At 28.4% G+C, this 22,411-nt stretch carries 22 protein-coding genes; 2 read left to right on the top strand and 20 right to left on the bottom strand.

Annotation, left to right across the window (positions count from 1 at the left end; all coding sequences use genetic code 11):
- Positions 1-163 precede the first annotated feature (163 nt).
- The 14 genes from mltG to ACTG46_RS06080 all read right to left on the bottom strand — a co-directional run bounded on the left by mltG (position 164) and on the right by ACTG46_RS06080 (position 14,219).
- Complete coding sequence (gene mltG, locus ACTG46_RS06145) at positions 164-1,243, bottom strand: endolytic transglycosylase MltG (RefSeq protein ID WP_231300549.1); 1,080 nt, start codon at positions 1,241-1,243, stop codon at positions 164-166.
- Positions 1,244-1,409: 166 nt separating this feature from the next.
- Positions 1,410-2,735: a pyrimidine-nucleoside phosphorylase gene (locus tag ACTG46_RS06140; RefSeq protein WP_479923762.1), complete on the bottom strand. Its 1,326-nt coding sequence runs from the start codon at positions 2,733-2,735 to the stop codon at positions 1,410-1,412.
- 186 nt (positions 2,736-2,921) lie between these two features.
- The gene (locus tag ACTG46_RS06135) at positions 2,922-3,734 is read right to left on the bottom strand and encodes a purine-nucleoside phosphorylase (protein WP_479923761.1); all 813 of its coding nucleotides are present in this window, start codon (positions 3,732-3,734) and stop codon (positions 2,922-2,924) included.
- 47 nt (positions 3,735-3,781) lie between these two features.
- Complete coding sequence (locus ACTG46_RS06130) at positions 3,782-4,954, bottom strand: phosphopentomutase (protein WP_479923760.1); 1,173 nt, start codon at positions 4,952-4,954, stop codon at positions 3,782-3,784.
- Between the two features lie 41 nt (positions 4,955-4,995).
- On the bottom strand, positions 4,996-5,910 hold the full coding sequence (locus ACTG46_RS06125; RefSeq protein WP_054269725.1) for a tyrosine-type recombinase/integrase: 915 nt from the start codon (positions 5,908-5,910) through the stop codon (positions 4,996-4,998).
- A gap of 11 nt (positions 5,911-5,921) precedes the next feature.
- The gene (locus tag ACTG46_RS06120; RefSeq protein ID WP_074178869.1) at positions 5,922-6,527 is read right to left on the bottom strand and encodes a stage II sporulation protein M; all 606 of its coding nucleotides are present in this window, start codon (positions 6,525-6,527) and stop codon (positions 5,922-5,924) included.
- Between the two features lie 68 nt (positions 6,528-6,595).
- Entirely contained in the window at positions 6,596-7,132 is a 537-nt protein-coding gene (locus tag ACTG46_RS06115) for an NUDIX hydrolase (protein ID WP_479923759.1), read from the bottom strand.
- A 1-nt stretch (position 7,133) separates the two neighbouring features.
- Positions 7,134-8,201, bottom strand: coding sequence for a DUF3866 family protein (locus ACTG46_RS06110; RefSeq protein WP_054269722.1), 1,068 nt, complete (start codon positions 8,199-8,201; stop codon positions 7,134-7,136).
- Positions 8,202-8,205: 4 nt separating this feature from the next.
- Positions 8,206-9,030, bottom strand: coding sequence for a hypothetical protein (locus ACTG46_RS06105; RefSeq protein ID WP_054269721.1), 825 nt, complete (start codon positions 9,028-9,030; stop codon positions 8,206-8,208).
- 7 nt (positions 9,031-9,037) lie between these two features.
- On the bottom strand, positions 9,038-9,730 hold the full coding sequence (locus ACTG46_RS06100; RefSeq protein ID WP_054269720.1) for a glycosyltransferase family 2 protein: 693 nt from the start codon (positions 9,728-9,730) through the stop codon (positions 9,038-9,040).
- 23 nt (positions 9,731-9,753) lie between these two features.
- Positions 9,754-10,629 (bottom strand): copper transporter, encoded by an 876-nt coding sequence (locus tag ACTG46_RS06095; RefSeq protein ID WP_407813336.1) that lies wholly within the window; start codon positions 10,627-10,629, stop codon positions 9,754-9,756.
- 17 nt (positions 10,630-10,646) lie between these two features.
- Positions 10,647-11,768, bottom strand: coding sequence for a putative cytokinetic ring protein SteA (gene steA / locus ACTG46_RS06090; protein ID WP_054269718.1), 1,122 nt, complete (start codon positions 11,766-11,768; stop codon positions 10,647-10,649).
- Between the two features lie 424 nt (positions 11,769-12,192).
- Positions 12,193-13,017, bottom strand: a complete 825-nt coding sequence (gene spo0A, locus ACTG46_RS06085) for a sporulation transcription factor Spo0A (protein ID WP_021383996.1) — start codon at positions 13,015-13,017, stop codon at positions 12,193-12,195.
- 140 nt (positions 13,018-13,157) lie between these two features.
- Entirely contained in the window at positions 13,158-14,219 is a 1,062-nt protein-coding gene (locus tag ACTG46_RS06080; RefSeq protein ID WP_054269717.1) for a SpoIVB peptidase S55 domain-containing protein, read from the bottom strand.
- Between the two features lie 160 nt (positions 14,220-14,379).
- Here ACTG46_RS06080 and ACTG46_RS06075 point away from each other — a divergent pair, with 160 nt between their 5' ends.
- A complete protein-coding gene (locus ACTG46_RS06075) occupies positions 14,380-14,820 on the top strand; it encodes a GNAT family N-acetyltransferase (protein WP_054269716.1) in 441 nt (146 codons plus the stop codon).
- Between the two features lie 71 nt (positions 14,821-14,891).
- The gene (locus ACTG46_RS06070; protein ID WP_479923758.1) at positions 14,892-15,371 is read left to right on the top strand and encodes a GNAT family N-acetyltransferase; all 480 of its coding nucleotides are present in this window, start codon (positions 14,892-14,894) and stop codon (positions 15,369-15,371) included.
- Positions 15,372-15,453: 82 nt separating this feature from the next.
- On the opposite strand, the gene ACTG46_RS06065 is transcribed toward ACTG46_RS06070, so the two are convergent.
- From ACTG46_RS06065 to ACTG46_RS06040, 6 genes are all read right to left on the bottom strand, one after another.
- Positions 15,454-16,320: a hypothetical protein gene (locus ACTG46_RS06065; protein ID WP_407813333.1), complete on the bottom strand. Its 867-nt coding sequence runs from the start codon at positions 16,318-16,320 to the stop codon at positions 15,454-15,456.
- 192 nt (positions 16,321-16,512) lie between these two features.
- Positions 16,513-18,192, bottom strand: coding sequence for a DNA repair protein RecN (gene recN / locus ACTG46_RS06060; RefSeq protein ID WP_479923757.1), 1,680 nt, complete (start codon positions 18,190-18,192; stop codon positions 16,513-16,515).
- Positions 18,193-18,211: 19 nt separating this feature from the next.
- The gene (locus ACTG46_RS06055) at positions 18,212-19,024 is read right to left on the bottom strand and encodes a TlyA family RNA methyltransferase (protein ID WP_479923756.1); all 813 of its coding nucleotides are present in this window, start codon (positions 19,022-19,024) and stop codon (positions 18,212-18,214) included.
- Between the two features lie 131 nt (positions 19,025-19,155).
- The gene (dxs, locus tag ACTG46_RS06050) at positions 19,156-21,021 is read right to left on the bottom strand and encodes a 1-deoxy-D-xylulose-5-phosphate synthase (protein WP_407813331.1); all 1,866 of its coding nucleotides are present in this window, start codon (positions 21,019-21,021) and stop codon (positions 19,156-19,158) included.
- A gap of 33 nt (positions 21,022-21,054) precedes the next feature.
- Complete coding sequence (locus ACTG46_RS06045) at positions 21,055-21,492, bottom strand: divergent PAP2 family protein (RefSeq protein WP_021383959.1); 438 nt, start codon at positions 21,490-21,492, stop codon at positions 21,055-21,057.
- 29 nt (positions 21,493-21,521) lie between these two features.
- Positions 21,522-22,409: a polyprenyl synthetase family protein gene (locus ACTG46_RS06040; protein WP_054269710.1), complete on the bottom strand. Its 888-nt coding sequence runs from the start codon at positions 22,407-22,409 to the stop codon at positions 21,522-21,524.
- Positions 22,410-22,411 lie beyond the last annotated feature (2 nt).

Raw genomic sequence — 22,411 nt, 5'->3', positions numbered from 1 at the left:
TCCCTAAAATAATAAATATTTAAACATTGTCTTAATTTATTATTTTTTAAATTCATATTGTTATATATGTTTACACTTTCTTTATTATAAATCTAAGAATAACAATTTTCAATAAAAAAGCCCAACATTATTCTTACCCTGTTAGACTTTTTATAATCATTGTTTATTTTTTTGTATTTTCTTTATTTGTTGTTTTTGTATCTTTGTCTTGTTTATCTCTCGCTTCTTTATATTCTTTGACATATTTTAAATGGTCTTGGTAGTTTGTACTATAATTATTCCCACCATCAATCTTAGCTACAAAATACAGATAATCAGTTTTCTCTGGATATAGTGCAGCTTCAATAGATTTTATACCAGGATTTGATATTGGTGTAGGAGGTAAACCTTTATTTTTATAACTATTATATGGTGAATCAATTTTTAAATCATCATATGTTACAATTTTCTTTCTCTCTTCAAATATATATTGTATTGTCGCATCTGATTGAAGAGGCATACCTACTTTAAGTCTATTATAAAATACACTTGCTATTATTGGTCTATCTTTATCAAGTACTGCTTCTTTCTCGATTATTGAAGCCATTTCCATTACTTCTTGAAGAGTCATCTTTGATTCTTTTTGCTTATTTTTAAGCTTGTCCGTATATTTACTATCAAATACCTTTAACATTTCACTTAAAATGTCTTTTTCTGATTGTTTTTTTGAATTAAAATAATAAGTTTCTGGATATAAGAATCCTTCTAAAGAAGTTATTCCATCCTCCTTCAAGTACGCAAATTTATCATAAAATTCTTGAGGTTTTTTTATTAAATTTTCAAAAGTGGCTTTATCTCCTAAATTTTTATTCACTAACATCGCTATAACTTCTTTGGATGTAGCACCCTCTGGAACAGTAATTTTTACACCATCCTGATATATTTTACCTGAAACCAAAAGATTTATTATATCATTATTTGAATACGATTGGTTAAGTAAATATGTTCCTGACTTTATGGATGGAGCTTTATTACTAACCTTTACCAAGAGTTTAAATAATAGTTCATTTTTTATTAATTTATTTTCATATAATATGTCAGATATTTTTGCGACAGATGCTCCACTTGGAATATCAATAATTACATCATTCTTGTTATTTTTATTATAAGGACCTATTTGCATGGATATAAACACCCCTGCTAAGATAATTAAAATAACAATTATTAATGCTGCTATTTTTAATCTATTTTCTTTAAAATTCATAATATAATCTACTCCTTATGTATATTTATCCATTTTCTATTATAAATCTAGATACTGTAATTTTCAATCATCTTGTAGAATAAACTTATTTATATATCAAAAAAATAAAAAACCTAACACTATTTTTGACATGTTAGGTCTTTTATAATCACTTTTCTAAAATTTTCTAAAACTTTTTAATTCCACACTGTGTTACAATACCATATATTAATTTATTTTTTTCTATTTTTTCATCTACAATTGAATATGAATTAACAAATCTGTCTTTTGCTAATAAAAACTTTTGTTCATCATCATAATACAAATATGCTAAAACTTCACCTTCATTTACATAATCTCCAACTTTCTTTTCTAAGACTATCCCTGCTGATAAATCCAAAATATCCGCCTTAGTCTCTCTACCTGCTCCAAGAATCATTGCTGATAAACCAACTTCTTCAGCCTTAATTTTACTTATATAACCTGATTTGTTTGATTTAACTGGATGTTTATACTTTGGTTTTTTGAATAAAGAATAATCATCTACTACATTTTTATTTCCGCCTTGATTTTCTATAAATTCTTTAAGTTTCTGTATAGCACTTCCAGATTTTATAGATTCTCTTATCTTTTCAATACCATCATCAAAATCATGTGCAACCTTTGATAAAACTAACATATATGCTCCTAATACTTCACATAGTTCAACAAGGTCTTTAGGGCCATTTCCTTTTAAAGTTTCAATTGCTTCTATAACTTCTAAAGAATTTCCTATTGCAAAACCTAAAGGTTCATCCATATCTGTTACAATCCCTATTGTATCTTTGTTCATACCAGTACCTATATCAACCATAGATTTAGCTAATTCAAAAGACTCTTCTAAAGTCTTCATAAATGCTCCATCTCCAGTTTTTACATCTAGCACAATTGCATCTGCTCCTGAGGACAATTTTTTGGACATTACACTAGATGCTATTAATGATATATCATCAACAGTTGCTGTAACATCTCTAAGTGCATATATTTTCTTATCTGCAATTGCTACCTTTGCACTTTGGCCACATACTGCTATTTTAGAGTTATTTACAGAATCAATAAACTTATTTATATCCATTTCTGTTGAAAAACCTGGTATAGACTCCAATTTATCAATAGTGCCACCAGTATGACCAAGACCTCTACCAGACATTTTTGCAACTGGTGCTCCACATGAAGCAACTAAAGGTATAAGAGCTATGGTAGTCTTATCTCCAACACCACCAGTACTATGCTTATCTACCTTTATACCCTCTATACCTGATAGATTTATAATGTCACCAGAGTGCATCATTGCTTCTGTAAGATACACGGTTTCTTGTTTATTCATCTTATTTAGATAAATAGACATTAATAGTGCAGAAGCCTGATAATCGGGTATATTCCCTTTTGAATAGTTTTCTATAAAATAATGTATTTCTTCTTTACTAAGTTCTAGTTTATCTCTCTTCTTTTTTATAATATCATACATTCTCATACTTGAAATCTCCATTCTAATCTGTAATAATTTGAATAAATATTAAACTTCAAAACACTTTCAAATATTATAGTATTATAAAAAAACTGTCTTTCATTAGAAATAACTTTCTATATCAAGACAGCTTCTTATTAATTCTTTTCAAATAATACATTAACTATTTCACTATAAATCCACTCAAAATATTTATAAATTTTTTACTGTACTCTTAACTAAATTCATAAATTCTGATTTAACTTTTTGAGTAGTTTGTATTACTTCCTCATGACTTAATGGCTGATTTAAGATACCAGCAGCCATATTAGTTATACAAGATATACCAATAACACTAATATTAGAATGTGCTGCTACTATTACTTCTGGAACAGTAGACATTCCTACAGCATCAGCGCCTAATATTTGAGCCATTCTTACTTCTGCTGGTGTTTCATAATTTGGCCCACTAAAAAACATATAAACACCTTCTTTTACATCTATATTGTATTTCTTTGCACAATCTTTGACTATATCTATATATTTAGAAGAGTAAGCATCTGACATATCTGGAAATCTAGCTCCAAGTCTATCATCATTTTTACCTACTAATGGATTACTTCCACTAAAGTTTATATGGTCTCTTATAATCATCAAGTCTCCTGCTTTAAACTTTTTATTTACGCCTCCAGCAGCATTGGTTACTATAAGAGTCTCGACACCTAAAGCTTTCATAACTCTTACTGGAAAAGTAGCTTCTTTTTGAGAATATCCTTCATAGTAATGAAATCTCCCCTGCATAGCAACTACTTCTTTCCCTTCAAGCTTTCCAATAACAAGTTGTCCAGCATGTCCTTCTACTGTTGACACAGGGAAATTTGGAATTTCACTATATTTAATTGTAACAGAATCTTCTATATCATTTGCCAAATCCCCAAGTCCAGAACCTAATATCAGACCAATTTTAGGTTTTATACTAATTTTGGAATTTATAAATTTGCTACTTTGCTCTATATTTTCAAACATCCAATCCCTCCATTCTGTTAAGCTAAATTTTTTATTTACCTCTTAATTTAGAATAATTCTTTTTTAAAACTTGAGCCATGTTTAGGTAATTTTACATCTAGTATATCTGCAACAGTTGCTCCAATATCAGCAAAAGTATCTCTTATTCCTAAATTAAATCCTTTTTTAACCTTATTCCCATAAATCATAACTGGTATATATTCTCTTGTATGGTCTGTACCTTTATATGTTGGGTCATTTCCATGGTCCGCATTGATTATAAGAACATCGTCTTCTCTCATATTATCCATTATTTCTGGAAGTCTACTGTCAAACTCTTCAAGTGCCTTCTTATATCCTTCTGGGTCTCTTCTATGACCATATTTAGAATCAAAATCGACAAGATTTGAATATATCAGACCTTTATTTTCTTGCTTCATATAATTTAAAGTTTCATCTACTCCATCCATATTACTCTTAGTATGGATAGCATCTGTAATTCCTTTTCCATTAAAAATATCTTCTATTTTTCCAACTGCCAAAACGTCAAGCCCTGACTCTTTTATATTATCAAGAACTGTTGGTTCAAATGAGTCTAATGAATAGTCTCTTCTGTTTGAAGTTCTAACAAATTCACCTGTTTTCTTCCCTATAAATGGTCTAGCAATTACTCTAGCAACTGCATTATCTCCCATCATTATCTCCCTAGCTATTTTACACATATTGTAAAGTTCTTCTAGTGGGATTATCTCTTCATTAGCAGCTATTTGAAATACACTATCAGCTGAAGTGTATACTATTACATCTCCAGTTTTTATTTGGTGTTCTCCATATTCATCAATTATTACAGTTCCTGAAGCTGGTTTATTTCCTATTACTTTTCTTCCAGTTTTTTGCTCAAATTCTTCTATTATTTCTTTTGAAAATCCATGTTCAAATGTTTTAAAAGGTTTGTCAACTATTATACCAGTCATTTCCCAATGACCAGTGGTAGTATCTTTTCCTTGAGACATTTCCTTGCATTTTCCAAAACAACCTATTGTCTCTTTTATACTTTCAAAAAAATCTACACCATCTATATTTCCTATGCCTAATTTTCTCATATTAGGAATTTGTATATCTGGATATTCTTTAAATATATTTCCAAGAGTACTTACATCCTTACTGTCTCCAAATTTTTCGGCATCAGGCAACGCTCCTATCCCAACACTGTCAATTACAATCCAAATCACTCTGCTCATATAAATACGCTCCTTTTAAATTATAAAATTTGCTATACAGTCTATTTAGCCTCTGCTTTTTGTAATTCTATATCAATATCATTTCTAGGATGTTTTTCCTTTATTTCTCTTCTCACGTTTTTATCTATATGATTTAAATATACTTGAAGGCTAGATAGATTAACGTTTCCTAAAATTTTACTTACAACAGCAATGTTAGCCCCTTCATTTAACAAATGAATTGCAAATGAATGTCTAAGCATTGTAGGATTTATATTTTTATCTATATTAGCTAAATTAGAATATTTCTTTATGACTTTCCAAAGACCTTGTCGTGTAAATCTTTGACCTAATGAACTTACAAATAATGAATTTTCACCTTCTACAGCCATTTTAGGTCTTGCTTCTTTTAAATACTTCTCCAAATAAAGTTTTGTGATATCACAAAGTGGTATCACTCTTTGACTTTTACAACATGAATTACAATATATATAGTCAATATCCAAATCAACATCTTCTATGTTCATATCTACTAATTCAGACACTTTTATACCAGTCCCATATAACACTTCAAAAATAGCCTTGTCCCTAACCAACTTAGGTGTTGTTAACTTTGGAAACTTCAATAATCTTTCAATTTCTTCTTCTGTAAGTATATTTATATTTTCTTTTTTTATTTTAGGTTTTTTTATGTCCTTTGCAGGATTATTTGTGCATACATGATTTAAAAATAAGTAATCGTGAAAAGATTTTATAGAGGATATCATCCTCGCTATTGTAGCTATTGACACATTATCTTTTTCCAACTTTATTAAATAACTTATAATATCATTTTCAACTATATCTACTAGTTTAATACTTTTTTGATTTATATATTCCATATATTTTTTTATATCCATAAAGTATGATGCCACTGTATTCTCTGATAATCTTTTTTTATCTTTTATGTAATCTATATATCCCTCTATAATATCCATTATAAACTCCTTTATTTAACTAGGAACTTAATAATACCAATACTTGCAGTATTTAATATTAATTGCAACCCCAATGATAGTGCTATTATAATTATAATATTTAGTATATACCTCTTAATTAAAAATTGCATATTTTTTCTGTTGTTCTTTTTAAATTCATAAACCATCTCTTTGAAATAGCTTATACTAATTAATGTTAATATGATTGCACATGGAATAATAATCAAATTTTTAAATAATATTATTAAAATCATTTTTACGCTTTTAAACTTTAATGCTAATATAAAACTATTTATTGTATATCCTATGGACATACCTTTTAATACAAAAACTACTATTACAGCTGGAATCGTTACTACAAATAGACTTAACAGAGCTATTGAGCCCATAAAAATTCCATCTGACTTCAAATTTTGTATAACTGTCTCTTTTATGTTTAGATTTAGATTATAATACTCTACAGCAGGATTTATATTGTTTAATATATTGTCACTAGAACCTGGCAAGATTTTATTTATGTAAGACCCAATAACAATAGACATCATAAACAATAATCCTATAATAATTATTTGTCTATTCAATTCTCTAAAATCATTTCTTCTATATGTTCTTCTCAATTTTATTCCCCCTTGTCCTTTATAAAATAATATGCTTTAGGACAAAGGGTTATTCATTTTTATAAATATTAATTTTTAAACATATCTTTTACTAATAATAATCCAATAGAAGTCTTTGCATCTTCAATCTCATTTTTTAATACCATATTATATGCCTCTTCAAGCTCAACTTCATATACATCTAAAAACTCATCTGCATCTAAATTATTCTCTCCTGGAGTAAGTCCTGTTGCTAAATATACAAACATTATCTCATTGGAAAAACCTGCTGAAGTGAAAAATTTATGTATTAATTTAATATTTTTTGCACTATATCCAGTTTCTTCTTTTAGTTCTCTATCAGCACATTCTTTTGGACTTTCATTTTTTTCTAACTTACCAGCTGGAATTTCGAAAATTGGCTTTTCTATAGGCTTTCTAAATTGTTTAACTAGTACAATCTTGTTATCATCTGTAACTGCAACTATTCCTACTGCTCCACCAACTTCTACTAACTCCCTTTTTTGATATCCTTGCCCTGGAATTTCAACAGTATCGACCTTTAAAGTAATTACTTTACCTGTATAAACCCTATCACTACTAATAGTTTTTTCTTCTAATACCATCTTAAACCTCCATTAAGTAATATGCTGCTGTGCTTGCAGCTTTAAAAAATGCCTCATCTTGTTCGTAATTTCTTCCCATACTTTTTACTTTTAGATTAAAATATTCTAAGTCCTCTTTTGTTTTATTATTATCTATATAAATTATATTATGCTTTTTATCTAAACCATTTGAGCTTACTTGTTCTTTTATAAACTTTAATTTTTCATCATCATATATAGTTATTGGTATATCTATATTTACATTTACAATCTCTTTAAATACGGTCATACTATGATGTGAAATACCTTGATGTCTTTCTCTTTTATCCGCAAAACTAATTCTTGGAATTGCTATTGCTCTTCCTCCAAGTTTTTTTACAGCATCGAGAATTGGACCTTGTTCAATTCCTGTAAATCCATATTTTGTTCCTGTTCCAGCAATTCCTGGTCCCATACTTACAAATACTGCATCTGCCTTTAATATTTCTTTAGCTGTAATTAGTGCAGTATATATATTTATACATTCATAATCTCCACCAAATGCATTACCTATCGTTATAGTATTGTCTATTAATTTTTTTTCTTTTAAAGTGTCCACGTTTTTACTTAAATATATTGGAAGAGATGCTCCATCAGTCATTATATATACTAATTTTTTATTGGGATTACTTCTTTTAAATGAAGCTGCAAATGGAGTCAACATACTGTGAAGAGTTCCTACTACAACAGAAAGACCTTCTAATCCTTTAAACTTTCCAAATTCATCATGATAAATACTTTCTTGTTCTTCAATAGAATCAACTTTTATTTGGAGAGGTGTATATCTAAGTTTCATTATATGACCACCTTCAGTTAAAGTAGATTCTAAATTATTTAAATTAGTTATTACAAAATGATATCCACCTGTACCTAAACTCAGTTCTACTGCTGTTGTATTTAAAACTACTTCATCTCCTACATTTATAGTTCCAGATAGCTTTGGATAATTGTATGCCCTTTGCACTTCCCCATTTATATTCACTCTTATATCATCAAGCGTTTCAGTTTGGCTTACTATTGATTCAACAATCCCCACTCTTTTACTTATCATAATGTTACCTTCCTAATTTATCTATAAAATTTAATAATTTATTTTTTTCTATTATCTTAGTTAATGAGTATTTCTCAGTGAATATATGCATAATAACTACAAATATTAACCATCCCAATCTAACATTAAATGAATATCCAAAAGCAATCATAATTCCAATAGATATTCCAAGAACATTTGAACCAGTATCTCCCATCATTGCTCTTGCTTTTAAATCATAATTAAAATACGCAAGCACATTTGGCACTATAAGTAATGGAAGCACTTGAACAAAACCTGTTAATGTCAAAAATATAATCACCATTATAAATAAATATACTTTTATTGCTCTTCCTGGTCTTAAATCCAAGAGATTCATTAAGTTGGTTGATAAAGCTATTATCAGTGTGTTTATTATTATGTCAATTATATCTTTTGATATAGCAACAGAAACTATAAGTCCTACAAATCCGCCAAATAATGCTTTAAAACCTCCTGTTGTAAGACTTCCTTTAAATAAACTTTTAAAATGTCCTTTTAATCCACTTACATCTCTATTTCCAATAATATCATCTAATATCCCTGCAAAGAACATCGATATCATACCAAACATAAACATAAATATATATGTTAAATCCCTATATTCTGTAGTAAAGAAAGTAAGTATTATCCCATTAATTACAACCATAGGCAAAAAAACAATTCCCATACTTACTGGTATCATATCTTTTTTATAGTTTGGTCTAAGTATATTTCCATTTATTAATAGATTTTTAAATAGTGGTATTACAGCATAGGTTCCAAATAATCCTGTTAATAATAAAATGGTATAAAGTATATAATCTTCCACTAAGATATTACCTCCATTCTTTCTTTTTTTGTCCTAAAACCTTTTTTATATGATAATACTGTTTTCCTCTATGAATAAACCCTTTTAAATTTCTTCCTGTTTCATTATGAGTCATATTTACTAATACTTCTTTAATTTTAAATCCATACTTTAAGATATCAATAGTCATACCAACTTCTACTCCATATCCAAAAGGTATTTCATCAAACTTTTCTAAAACTTCTCTTTTAAATATTCTTTGACCTGATAAAGTCGCATCTAACTCAACACCTGTCATCTCAAACACAGAATTTTTAGCTAAACCTTTTACAAATCCCAGACCGCCTTTTTTCTTTGCAGGAGGAAACTTAGCTATAGTAACATCAGCATCACCATTTAATATAGGTACTATTAATTTTTCAACTTCTTTAGCAGAACTTCCTAAATCTCCATCTAGAAATCCTATAATATCTGCATTTTTCATTGCTAACTTAATGCCATAATTTAAAGCATATCCTTTGCCTCTATTTTTATCTAACTTAAAAAATTTAATCTTTTCATTCTCTAATTCAGATACAACTTTAGCAGTATTATCAATTGAACCATCATCAACAACTATTATCTCGTTTATTTGTTTAATATCCACTATACTATCTAATGTATATTTTATTCTACTTTCTTCGTTATAAGCTGGTATTATTATACTTATATAAGAATCCATTTTTTCTCTCCTTAAAATTATTTCTATTTAATAGATGGCAACAATGAAGTTGCAGTATCTAATCTACCAAAGTTACCAACTATGTTTCCTTGTTGTAAAAGAATAGCTAGAGATATACTTCCTATTCCTTCATCAATATTATCTACAGTTGCAACCTTGTTTTTAGAATATAGTTCTACATAAGAAGTTTTAACTCCTGTATTTTGAACTTCTACTAAATATTTATTTTCTGATTTAAGTTTTGAAACTACAAATTTTTCTATTTTTTCAAACTGTTTTGCACTATCTTTTGCATCATTTCCACCAGCTATTACAACAGAGTCATATTTTAGATATGTATTACCAAGAGAGTTAAACTTTATTACATCTAGTTCTTGAAGATATGTCAGAATATCACTTGCATCTTCTTTTTTAAGGGTATCCATTATATAATTGACAGCATCGCTTGCATTTTTTATATCTGTACCTAATTTAGTTGAGATTTCTTTTAACTTTTCTGGATTTGTTATATTTTCTTTTAATACTATATTGAAGGCAATATTTCCATTAGATTTATTTATTATGTCTTCTATATTTTTTGTATAATCATCATTTTCATTAGCTGATATTATTCCTATGCTTTTACCATTTAATGAACCAGCTAAAATCTTATCTACATTTTTATTTATAAAATTAACTGCTTCTTCATAATCCTTATTTACATTTGCTAAGTCACCATCAAGTTTATCATTTTTCTCTTTTAAAATATTAAACTTGTCATCTAAATCATTTATTATATTTGCTTGTTGTTCACTTAATTGTTGATTATTATTTAAATTAAATCCTACTAACATGCCTATACCCAAAGCTATAAATATAGCACCTATAGTGACTATATAATATTTCATATTAATATGCATATTTATCCTCCTAAAATTTACATCTGTAATAATACTCTAAATTTTAATTGCATTAGTTGTATAAATTGTTGAACACCTGGTGATAGTGATGCGACTACCAATACAGGGAACAAAGCTGTTGCTATTAATGCCCATATGTACTTTATTTTTAATTTACTTCTGTATAACAGATTGACACCTTTAGCGTCTATAAGTCTTGAACCTATTTTGAGCCTAACTAGAAAAGTACTTGCCATACCTTTTCTACCTTTTTCTAGGAAATCAATCATATTTGAATGTGTTCCAACTGCTACTATTAACTCAGCCTTATACTCATAAGCAATAAGCATAGCTATATCTTCACTAGTTCCTGGTGCAGGAAATACAATTGCATCTAGGCCTAATTCCTGAACCCTCTTAAGACCTGGAGCCCTTCCATCTGTATAAGCATGTACTACTATTTCGCTAGCCTTTTTTAAAGCTTCATCACTTACACTATCCATATCTCCTACGATTACATCTGGAGTATATCCAAACTCAATTAAAGCATCTGCTCCACCATCAACACCAACCAAGACTGGCTTTACCTCTTCTATATAAGAAAGCATTGTACTCAAATCTTCTTTATAGTCCTGACCTCTCACAACTATCAATACATGTTTATTAGCATAATTAGTTTTCACTTTTGGAATTTCTACTTCTCCAAGTATAAATCCTTTTTCTTTTTTAGCATAATCTATAGTATTATCTATAAATCTATCCAATTCTACAGCTAAATTCTCATAAGCAGCCTTTATTTGGTGTGAAACTTCATACTTGTCTAAAACTTCGCCTGCACCTAAAAATTTTCCTTCTCTATATATCTTTCCATCTACAACTTCTATAGTTTCTCCTTCTTTTAATTCTTCAAATAATTCTTCTCCAATATTATCAATTATTAGTATATTATTTTCAGTTAATATCCCTGGACCTTTATTGGGATACCTACCACTTATAGAAGGAGCCGCATTTATGACAAGTTTTATTTTAGCTTCTACTAAAGAGTTTGCAGCAACTTCATCTATATCGATATGATTTATAACTGCTATTTCCCCACTTTCAACTCTTTTAGCAAGTTTTTTGGTTTTTCGATCTACTTTTATAGGGGCCTCGACTCTCATTTTTAAACCTCCACTATCATTATTAAAATCACATTATATTATAGCATTACTTAACAATAAAATAAATGTTTTAAGTTTGTTTTGCATCTTTGGCATTTATAATACTATATTCTATTATTTTTTTATTTAACACATTCAACAATATTCTTTAAAATATAAAGTTTATTATATTTTATTCAACATTCATTCTTAAAAAATAAACTCCTTCCATTTTGTAACTTATAAAGACATATACTATAAGTATAGTATAAATAAATTTATTATATTAATATATTGAACGAATAGTAAAGAAAAAATAAAGAAAAAATTTTATACTTATTAAAATAGCGAAACAGTATAACCCTACTGGTTATACCATTTCGCTACTTGTAATACATATTTATCGCCAATGCCTTAATTAAAAAGCCCTACTTTTTGTGTCTATTTATTTAACCATACTATGCTCTAGTCTTAATTTATCAGCAATCATTGCTATAAATTCCGAGTTAGTTGGTTTTCCTTTAGTATTGTGTACTGTATATCCAAATAGTTGATTTATTGTGTCAACTTTTCCTCTACTCCACGCAACCTCTATCGCATGTCTTATCGCTCTCTCAACTCTACTTGGTGTTGTATTGAATTTTTTAGCTATACTTGGATATAACTCTTTTGTTACTGCACCTAAAAGCTCAACATTATCAATAACCATTTTTATTGCTTCTCTTAAATATAAATATCCTTTTATATGAGCTGGTACTCCTATTTCATGTATTATATTTGTGATTTCTGTTTCTATATTCCCTACATTCTTAACGAAATCACTTCTAGTCATTTGAGTTTCTTGAACTGGTCTAGGCTTTGGCTCAACTTGAGCAACTCTATTAGAAACCAATTCTCTAATTCTGTTTATAAACACAACAAAATCAAACGGCTTTACTATGTAGTAATCTGCTCCTAGATTTATTGCGCTTTGAGTTATCTTATCTTGACCTACTGCTGATAGTACTATTATTTTTGGCATTTTAGGTATATCCATTGTATTCAATTTTTCAATTACACCTAATCCATCTAGATGTGGCATTATTACGTCTAATATTAATAAGTCCGGTTGTGTCTTTTTTACTAAGTCTAATGCTTCAATTCCATCCTTAGCTATGCCTAATATATCGATATCATCCTCATTAGACAAATACTCTTTTAATACCTGACAAAAATCCTTATTGTCATCTGCTAAAACTATTTTGATTTTTTCCACTAAAAATCCCCCCATTAAAAAACATCTTCTTATTACAGAAAACTAAACTTTTTACACAATTGCTCTTAATTATCTACTCTAATGCATATTCGACACTTCAAAATTATATTCCTTCTAGATAATTGATAAAATAATAAAATTTTTTAATGCCTCACCTACAATTTTATCATTTCATCTATAAAAATACCATATCCTTTTTTCGGATTATCTCTAAAAACATGAGTTATTGCACCAATAATTTTATTATTTTGTATTATTGGAGCTCCACTCATCCCCTGCACAATACCTCCTGTGTATTCCAATAACTTATCATCTACTACTTTTATTACCATATCTCTATAATTTCCTTTATCATATACTATACTTTCTATTTTTATATCATAGCTTGTTATATTTTTATTTTTATCTTCAAAAAGAATGACTGCATCTCCTATTTTTACATCTTGTGGGCGGCCAACTTCTATCAATTGCATTTCTTTATTCGCTAAATTAAATTCTTTATTCTGTTTCTCTGTGATATTACCACTTATACCTAACTCTGAGTTATTCGAGAAATTACCCATTAAATTGCTATCATTAAAGTCGCCTTTTATTTTACCTATTTTTTCATTACTAGCCTTTACTATTTTTAGCTTTTCTGGCTTATATATATATCCTTGTTTTATTTTTAATAGTTCATTAGTATCCGAATCTTTTATGGCATGACCAATTGCTTTGAACTTTTCCATGCTAGGGTCATAAAAAGTCATAGTTCCAATTCCAGATATCTTATCTCTTACCCAAAGACCAAGCTTATATTTACCATTCTCTTTTTTAGTTTCTATTACTTCTGTCTTGTATTTATTTTTTCTCTCAAAAGTAACTTCAACTTTACTTTTCTTAGCTTTATTTAGAATTTCTGATACATCTTGACCATTTTTTATCCTTTTATTATCTATTTTTACTATATTGTCGCCAATTTGTATGCCTCCAATATAATCTACATCTTCTTCCTCATATCCTAAGACCAATACACCATCTGTATTGGCTTTTACTCCAACTATGTTGCCAAGTGGATATACAAATTTTTTATCATGATTCTTAATTGTAAAAGCTTCTATTGGAGTCTCTTTATTTATATTACAATTCTTATTTTGAAAGATTATAACCATCATAAAAATCGATACAGCTCCTAATATTATCCAAATGTTTTTTAAATTTTTATTTGATTTGTTCATATGTTCATCTACTCCTATGCTGTATTATTATGTATTTATAATTCCTTTTTCCAGAAAATTTATTCATTTAAAAACCTTATTAAACATCTTACTAAGTGATTTTTAATATATAATATGATAGTATTATATTGTAAGAAAAAGTTTGAAGGGCGGTAATATCTTGAAATTAAATGTAAGAATTGCAGACGTAAATAATTGGCGTGATTTAGTTGATTTGTCTGTAGATAAAAGTCAATTAGATTATATAGAAAGTAATGCACTTTCTATTGCTGAATCTAAATTTATAACAGCTTGGATACCTGTAGGAATATATGATGAAAATTCATTAATAGGATTCGCTATGTATGGTCGCTTAGAAGATGATAGAGTTTGGCTTGATAGATTTATGATTGATTCAAAATATCAAGGCAAAGGATATGGAAAAGCATCCTTAGATTTTCTTATAAACCTTCTTAAAAAAGAATATAATTGTGACGAATTGTATCTTAGTATATTTGATAACAACAAAACAGCTATCAAGCTTTATAAAGATTTTGGATTTGAGTTTAATGGAGAGCTTGACTATGGCGGTGAAAAAGTAATGGTATTAAAATCTAATTGATATTAACAAAATATACATCTATCAAGGAGGTGAAATCATTATATAAACATATTTATATAATGATGGATAAAATGGCTCAAAATATAAGTTTAAAATTTGTTGAAGAAGAAGACTTGGAAAATCTTGAAAATGTAAAAATTTTATTTACTGAATATTCAAATTCTCTAGATATAGACTTATGTTTTCAAGACTTTAATAACGAATTAAAAACACTTCCAGGAAAATATATAAAACCTTCAGGTTCATTGATATTAGTATTTGTCGATGAAAATTTAGCAGGTTGTGTTGCTTTAAAAAAGCTTGAAGACAAAGTATGTGAATTAAAAAGATTATTTGTAAGAAATCAATTTAGAGGACTAAAGATAGGAAAAATACTATTAGAAGAAATTGTTAAAGAAGCTAAAAAAATTGGATATGCCTATATGAGATTAGACACTCTTCCAAGCATGAAAAGTGCTCAAAGACTATACGAAAAGCTTGGTTTCTATGATATAGAACCGTATACTTATAATCCAATTGAAGGCGCTAGATATATGGAATTAAAATTATAAATTTATCTAATAGAGTATAAATAAAACTACTGCAATTTTATTTATACTCTATTTTATTGACCAAATTTATTTGTATATGTATTTATTTTTCCAAATCTTGTAAACTCATAGTTATATCTTCAGTTATATCCTTTATGTACTCTACTCCATTATTGTATGTAAGTTTGGCTTTAATATAGACTATACTACCAATATCCCTTTTAGGGAAAGTTGCTTCATAATTTACTTGACTTTCATTTGGACTATTATCTTTATCAGCATCTAATACTTTAACAGATTTTGCTTTATACACAGTATCTTTTTTCCCTTCATTTACAATAATATCTACTTTCTTCAATTTGATACTATTATAGGCTTTATTTTTTGACTTTTCACTTTCATGATTTAAGAGATTACTATTTTCTATTATTTCAATAAAATATTCTTTATTATCCCTTATTCCAGAATTAAATACAGGTTGTTCAGGCATATAATCAGATGTGGTTAGCTTTTGTACATCTGAGCTTTCAGATATGGTCCCACTTGTAACTACTTTATAGTCATATTCATTACCTGTCTTTATTTTCATCTCACAAGTATACGATAATTCTCCGTGTTTTGTCATTTCAATTTCATTCCATTTATCATTATCTTCTTTATACATAAAAAATACCTTGCCATCTTTACCCAACTTACTCAATTGAATATCTACCTCAATAGTACATTCTTCTTTTTCAAGCTTTTTAACTTTTAAATCAATACTTTTAGTTATATAGCTTTTTGACATTTCTTCATTTATCGTATTACTAATATCTGACTTGGTATTCATAATTTCTTGTGACAAATACTCTAATTTATTATTATAGTTTTCTATGTTTTTGTTAATTTCATTCATTGTCAATATCATATACCATAATAAAATAAAAATTACAATTGTAAAAATTAAGTGCATAGTATTTTTTTTATTCAATTTATGCCCCCCTCACTAATACCTTATACATAATATTATACTTAAGCATCTAAAAATTTCAAAGTTACAAATTGATATAACTTTTAAATTTTATATTTTTAATATACTCACTAAATAATTTAATCATAAAAAATAGATGTAAAGTATTCAGATAGAAAATTCTTTACACCTATTTAGAACAACCTTTCTTCACTAGCATTTTTTAGCCATTTCAATGATTTCACTTGCATGTTCGATAGTTTTCTCTGTTATATTATTACCTGCTATAAGCCTAGCAATTTCATTTTTTCTTTGAGATTGATTTAATTTACTAACATTAGTAAATGTCCTATTATTTGAAGTATCTTTCTCTATACAATAATGAGTGTCAGCATTTGCCGCAATTTGAGGTAAGTGTGTTATACATATTATTTGCTTTTTCTTTGCTATATCACTCAATTTCTCACCAACAATTTGTGCTGCTATACCACTTATACCTGTATCTATTTCATCAAACACTAATGTATCAATATCATCTATATCAGCCAAGATTGTCTTAAATGCCAACATAAACCTAGACATCTCACCACCTGATGCAACTTTATATATAGGTTTAATATCTTCTCCTAAGTTAAAAGATATCATAAATTCAATATCATCTATTCCATTTAAAGTAAATGGGCCTTCTTCAAAATTAACTTTGAACATTACATTTTTCATGTTTAAGCTTTTTAATTCATCAAGAAGTATTTTCTCTAAAGTAGTTGCTACTTCTGTTCTTGCTTTAGTCAATTTATTAGCTTTTATTTTTAAATCTTCTTCTATATTCATAAGTTGACTTTTTAACTGTTCAACTCTTTCATCTCTATTTAGTATCTCGTCTAATCTATCTTTTATCTTTTCATAATACTCAAATATATCGTCTATACTATCTCCATATTTTCTTCTTAAATTGTTAATCTCATCAATTCTAAGTTCAATCTGCTCTAATTCATAAGGCTCAAAGTCTATATTATCTTTGTAATTTCTTATATCACTAGATATATCTTGTAACTCATACATAATTCTTTCTACAGTATCACTATATTCACTCAAAACACTGTCATATTTTGATATGTCATTAAGTTCTTTAGATGCAAGACCTATTAGGTCAATAACATTATACTCACCATTATGTAACTTGCTATAACTTAAATTCAAGTTATTATATATCTTTTCACTATTTCTATAAACTTCTCTTTGTTTTAATAAATCTTCATATTCATTCTTATTTAAATTTGCTACCTCAATTTCATTTATTTGAAATTTTAACAAATCTATTTCTCTTTGAATTTGCATCTCATCCTTATTTTCTGTTAAACAATTTAAAGCTTTTTTTACTTCACTATACTTGTTGTACACTTTTTTATAGACAACTTTGAATTTTTCTAATTCATTCTCTCCAAAAAGGTCTAGAAATTTCAAATGAGTGTCTTTATTAAATAAAGCCTGATTTTGATGTTGACCATGTATATCTATAAGTGTTGATGCGATTTCTCTAAGAAGAGATACTTTAACAGTTCTTCCATTTATTCTAGCAGTGCTCTTTCCATCTGAATATATCAATCTAGTTATGACTAACAAATTATCATCTTCTATACTTATATCATTTTCGTCTAGTATTTTTTTTAGATATATATTATCTGATAAAAATACGGCTTCAACAAGTCCCTTGTCTGTTCCTTTTCTTAGAAAAGACCTATCATATTTATCACCTAGACAAAGTCCAAGCGCATCTATTATTATAGATTTTCCTGAACCAGTTTCACCTGTAAGTATATTTAAATTTTTATCAATACTCAACCTTAGCTCTTCAACTAAAGCACAATTTTTCATATATAATTCGAGGATCAAGTCTAAGCCCCCTTTTAGCCTATTTGTCTAAATTATGTGAAGCCTCAACGACTTCCACTATTTTATTATCGTATGTGTTACTATCAAACTCATAACCTTCATTTCCATTTCTCAGATGAATTAGATACTCTATATTTCCTTCTGGCCCTTTAATTGGAGAAAAGTCTAATCCTAAAATTTCAAATCCATTTCCAACAGAAAAGTCAGAAATCATTTTTATAACTTCTATATGTGTCGATTTTTCTCTAACCACACCTTTTTTACCTACTTTTTCTCTTCCTGCCTCAAATTGTGGTTTAATTAAAGCGACAATTTCTCCGTCATGACGTACTAACTCCTTAGCTTTTGGCAGTACTAGTTTTAATGATATAAAAGACACATCAATTGATGCGAAATCTGCAAACTGCTTTGTATTTTCTATTGTCACATTTCTTATATTTGTTCTCTCCATACACACAACTCTATCATCTTGTCTTAATTTCCAAGCAAGTTGCCCATAACCAACATCTATAGAAAATACTTTTATTGCTCCATTTTTTAACATACAATCTGTAAAACCACCTGTAGATGCACCTATATCCATACATACCTTTCCATCAATAGTTAAATCAAAGTTTTTCATAGCTTTTTCAAGCTTTAAACCACCTCTACTAACGTACGGTATTGGATTTCCTTTTACTTCTATATTACAGTTCTCTTTTACTTCTGTACCAGCCTTATCACATCTTTGATTATCAACAAAAACTAGACCAGCCATTATTGCTTTTTTAGCTCTTTCTCTACTTTCAAAATGACCTTGTTCTACTAACAATAAATCTATTCTCTTTTTCATAAAATTACCTTTCTGTTAAAAGCTACTTTAATAATAACTAAAGTAGCTTAAAGTAACACACCTGATATTTATTTAATTGATAAATTTTATATTTTATATCAGTCTTAATTTATAATATTTTCATTAATTTTTTATTTAATAACTAACTTTTTTATTTTATCAGCAATACCTTTTGGCGATAGTCCTACAAAATCATATAATTCATCTGCATTACCATGTTTTATAAATTCTTCTGGTATTGCTATATTGAGTATATTTACCTTATGCTCATTATCTATAATAAACTTGTTTATTCTACTTCCAAACCCTCCAGTTACAATGTTATCTTCTATTGTAACTACATTTTTGTGATTCTTTAATAAAATATTCAACATATCTTCATCCATTGGCTTTAAGAATCTAGCATTAACTATTGTTGGATTTATTCCTTCCTTCAACAATAGTTCTTTAGCTTCTAAAGCATGTTTCACCATACTTCCAATAGAAAGTATAACTGTATCTTGTCCATCATCTAATACTTCATACTTTCCTAATACAAGTTCTTTATATTCTCCCTTGTCCAAGTAATAGCTATTTCCTCTTGGATATCTAATTGCTGATGGATAGTCTAGCTTTAATGATAAATCCATCATAAGTTCCATCTCTCTTGTATCTTTTGGTGCCATTACTACAATATTTGGAATAGAATTCAAGTAACTTAAATCAAACATACCATGATGAGTTTCTCCATCATTTCCAACTAGTCCAGCTCTATCTATAAGAAAAGTAACTGGCTTTTTAGTTATACATACATCATGAATAATTTGGTCGTATGCTCTTTGCAAAAACGATGAATATACAGCAAAGTAAGGTTTCATCCCACTTTTTGCAAGACCTGCTGCAAACCCTGTTGCGTGTTGTTCAGCTATACCAACATCATAATATCTTTTTGGGTATGCTCTTTCAAATAAATTTAACCCAGTACCAGATGGCATTGCAGCCGTTATTGCTACTATATCTTCATTATTACTAGCCATATCAACCAGTTTTTCTCCAACACTAACTGACATAGACTTAACTTTTGAAGATGTTACTCCTGTCTTTATATCAAACTTTGATACTCCATGATATTTATCAGGTTGCTCCTCTGCAAATCTGTACCCTTTTCCTTTTTTCGTAATTACATGTAAAAGCACAGGCCCTTTTTTATGTTTAGCCTTTCTCAATGTATCTATTAATTCTTTAGTATTATGACCATCTATAGGACCATAATATTTTATACCTAATGAATCAAAAAATGAACAATCTTGAGGCGAAAAGCTATACATTAACTTATCTTTAAATCTATGTGCAGTCTTAGATAAAATCTCACCTGTTTGTGTAACATTTAAAATTTTATCAACTTCATCTGTCATTTTTTCAACTGTTGAGTTTCTTATAATACTTGACAGATATTTAGACATTCCACCAACATTTTTATCTATGGACATTTCATTATCATTAAGAATTACTATCATATTGGTATTGATATATCCTAATTGATTTAAAGCTTCAAGTGCCATACCTCCAGTTATAGAACCATCTCCAATTACAGATATAACACTATAGTTTTCTTTTTTTATGTCTCTAGCACAGGCAATACCTGTAGCTACAGAAATAGATGTACTACTATGTCCTGTGTCAAAAATATCATGAGGACTTTCACTCTCCTTTGGAAAACCACTTAGTCCATTAAATTGTCTTAAAGATACAAAATAATCTTTTCTTCCAGTAACTATTTTATGAACATAAGATTGATGTCCTACATCCCATACGATTTTATCTTTAGGACTGTCAAACACTTTATGAAGTGCTAATGTTAGCTCAACTACTCCTAAATTAGAAGCTAAGTGCCCGCCTGTCTTAGAAACAGATTTTACTAAAAATTTTCTTATATCTTTTGCAAGTAAATCCATTTCTTCTATGCTCATATTTTTTATATCCTTTGGAGAATTTACTTTATCTAAATATTTATACATATTATCCTCACCTTTATTTTGTAAATTTTAAATTTACATCAATATTAAAGCTGTTACTATTCCAAGTAAAGCTCCAAACCAAACTTCTAGTGGTGTGTGACCTATTAATTCTTTTAATTTCTTCTGCTCTATATGCTTTCCATGCTGTATATCCGCTACTATTTGATTTAATATAATAGCTTGCTTACCTACAGCCCGTCTAACACCTGCTGCGTCATACATTATAATCAGGGCAAGCACAGTAATTATAGCAAAATCAGTAGAATTAAACCCTTTTTCAATACCTACCACTGTAGCTAAACTTGTAACAAAAGAACTATGGGAACTAGGCATACCTCCTGAAATAAGTATTCTTGATAACTCAATTCTTTTTTCCTTGCCAGTAAATATTTTTATAAATTGTGCTAAGAAACAAGCAATCAGACTTATTCCCAAAGCCCCATTGTTAAAAATCTCCGAAAAAAAGTCCATTTTTCCCTCCTCGATTTTAGCTGTATATTTTAGTATTCCCTATCTATTATATATTCAGCCAATCCCTTTAAAAAATCTACATCGTCAGATAATTTTTCTATACTTTTCTTTGCTTCATCAATCAAATTATATGCAATTTCTTTAGATTTATCTAAACCTAAAAGTGATGGGTATGTTGACTTGTGATTTTCTATATCACTTCCAACTTTCTTACCTAATTTAGCTTCATCTCCCACTATATCTAGTATATCATCTACTATCTGGAATGATAATCCGATATTTTTTGCATATTTAGTTATTTCTTCCATCTGTTCTGAATTTGCTCCACCGATAGTAGCTCCTGCTCTCATACAACCCACCATCATTGCTGCAGTTTTATTCATATGTATATAATCTAATTTTTCTTTTTCAATTTGTTTATTTTCACTTTCTACATCTACTACCTGACCACCTATCATGCCATATATACCAGCACCTTTAGCAATTTCATTTATAGCTTTTAAATACTTTTCTGGATTTTCTTTATTGATTGAACCTGAAAGCATAACTTCAAAAGCATAATTCAATAAAGCATCGCCTGCCAAAATACCCATAGCTTCTCCATATACTTTATGATTTGTTGGTCTACCTCTTCTTAAGTCATCATTATCAAGAGCTGGTAAATCATCATGTATTAGTGAATATGTATGTATCATTTCAATGGCCATAGCAAAAGGAATAGCTTCTTCTTCATTACCTCCAACTACTTTACAAGCTTCTAATGTAAGTATTGGTCTTAATCTCTTGCCTCCAGCACTTAAACTGTAGTTCATAGCTTCAATAACTGTTTTTTGATACCCTTCTTCTTTAGGCATATATTCTTTAAGTACATTTTCTATAAAACTTGCTTTTTCTTTCAGACATTGTTTAAATTCCAATT

Source organism: Clostridioides sp. LIBA-7678 (assembly GCF_056716065.1).
This window is presented reverse-complemented; position numbering and strand designations above follow the sequence as displayed.

Bases quoted from the DNA above. Each gene is read 5' to 3' on its own strand.
- mltG (WP_231300549.1), bottom strand. From the start codon at position 1,243: ATGAATTTTAAAGAAAATAGATTAAAAATAGCAGCATTAATAATTGTT.
- ACTG46_RS06140 (WP_479923762.1), bottom strand. From the start codon at position 2,735: ATGAGAATGTATGATATTATAAAAAAGAAGAGAGATAAACTAGAACTT.
- ACTG46_RS06135 (WP_479923761.1), bottom strand. From the start codon at position 3,734: ATGTTTGAAAATATAGAGCAAAGTAGCAAATTTATAAATTCCAAAATT.
- ACTG46_RS06130 (WP_479923760.1), bottom strand. From the start codon at position 4,954: ATGAGCAGAGTGATTTGGATTGTAATTGACAGTGTTGGGATAGGAGCG.
- ACTG46_RS06125 (WP_054269725.1), bottom strand. From the start codon at position 5,910: ATGGATATTATAGAGGGATATATAGATTACATAAAAGATAAAAAAAGA.
- ACTG46_RS06115 (WP_479923759.1), bottom strand. From the start codon at position 7,132: ATGGTATTAGAAGAAAAAACTATTAGTAGTGATAGGGTTTATACAGGT.
- ACTG46_RS06110 (WP_054269722.1), bottom strand. From the start codon at position 8,201: ATGATAAGTAAAAGAGTGGGGATTGTTGAATCAATAGTAAGCCAAACT.
- ACTG46_RS06100 (WP_054269720.1), bottom strand. From the start codon at position 9,730: ATGGATTCTTATATAAGTATAATAATACCAGCTTATAACGAAGAAAGT.
- ACTG46_RS06095 (WP_407813336.1), bottom strand. From the start codon at position 10,629: ATGCATATTAATATGAAATATTATATAGTCACTATAGGTGCTATATTT.
- steA (WP_054269718.1), bottom strand. From the start codon at position 11,768: ATGAGAGTCGAGGCCCCTATAAAAGTAGATCGAAAAACCAAAAAACTT.
- spo0A (WP_021383996.1), bottom strand. From the start codon at position 13,017: ATGGGGGGATTTTTAGTGGAAAAAATCAAAATAGTTTTAGCAGATGAC.
- ACTG46_RS06080 (WP_054269717.1), bottom strand. From the start codon at position 14,219: ATGAACAAATCAAATAAAAATTTAAAAAACATTTGGATAATATTAGGA.
- ACTG46_RS06070 (WP_479923758.1), top strand. From the start codon at position 14,892: ATGGCTCAAAATATAAGTTTAAAATTTGTTGAAGAAGAAGACTTGGAA.
- ACTG46_RS06055 (WP_479923756.1), bottom strand. From the start codon at position 19,024: ATGAAAAAGAGAATAGATTTATTGTTAGTAGAACAAGGTCATTTTGAA.
- dxs (WP_407813331.1), bottom strand. From the start codon at position 21,021: ATGTATAAATATTTAGATAAAGTAAATTCTCCAAAGGATATAAAAAAT.
- ACTG46_RS06045 (WP_021383959.1), bottom strand. From the start codon at position 21,492: ATGGACTTTTTTTCGGAGATTTTTAACAATGGGGCTTTGGGAATAAGT.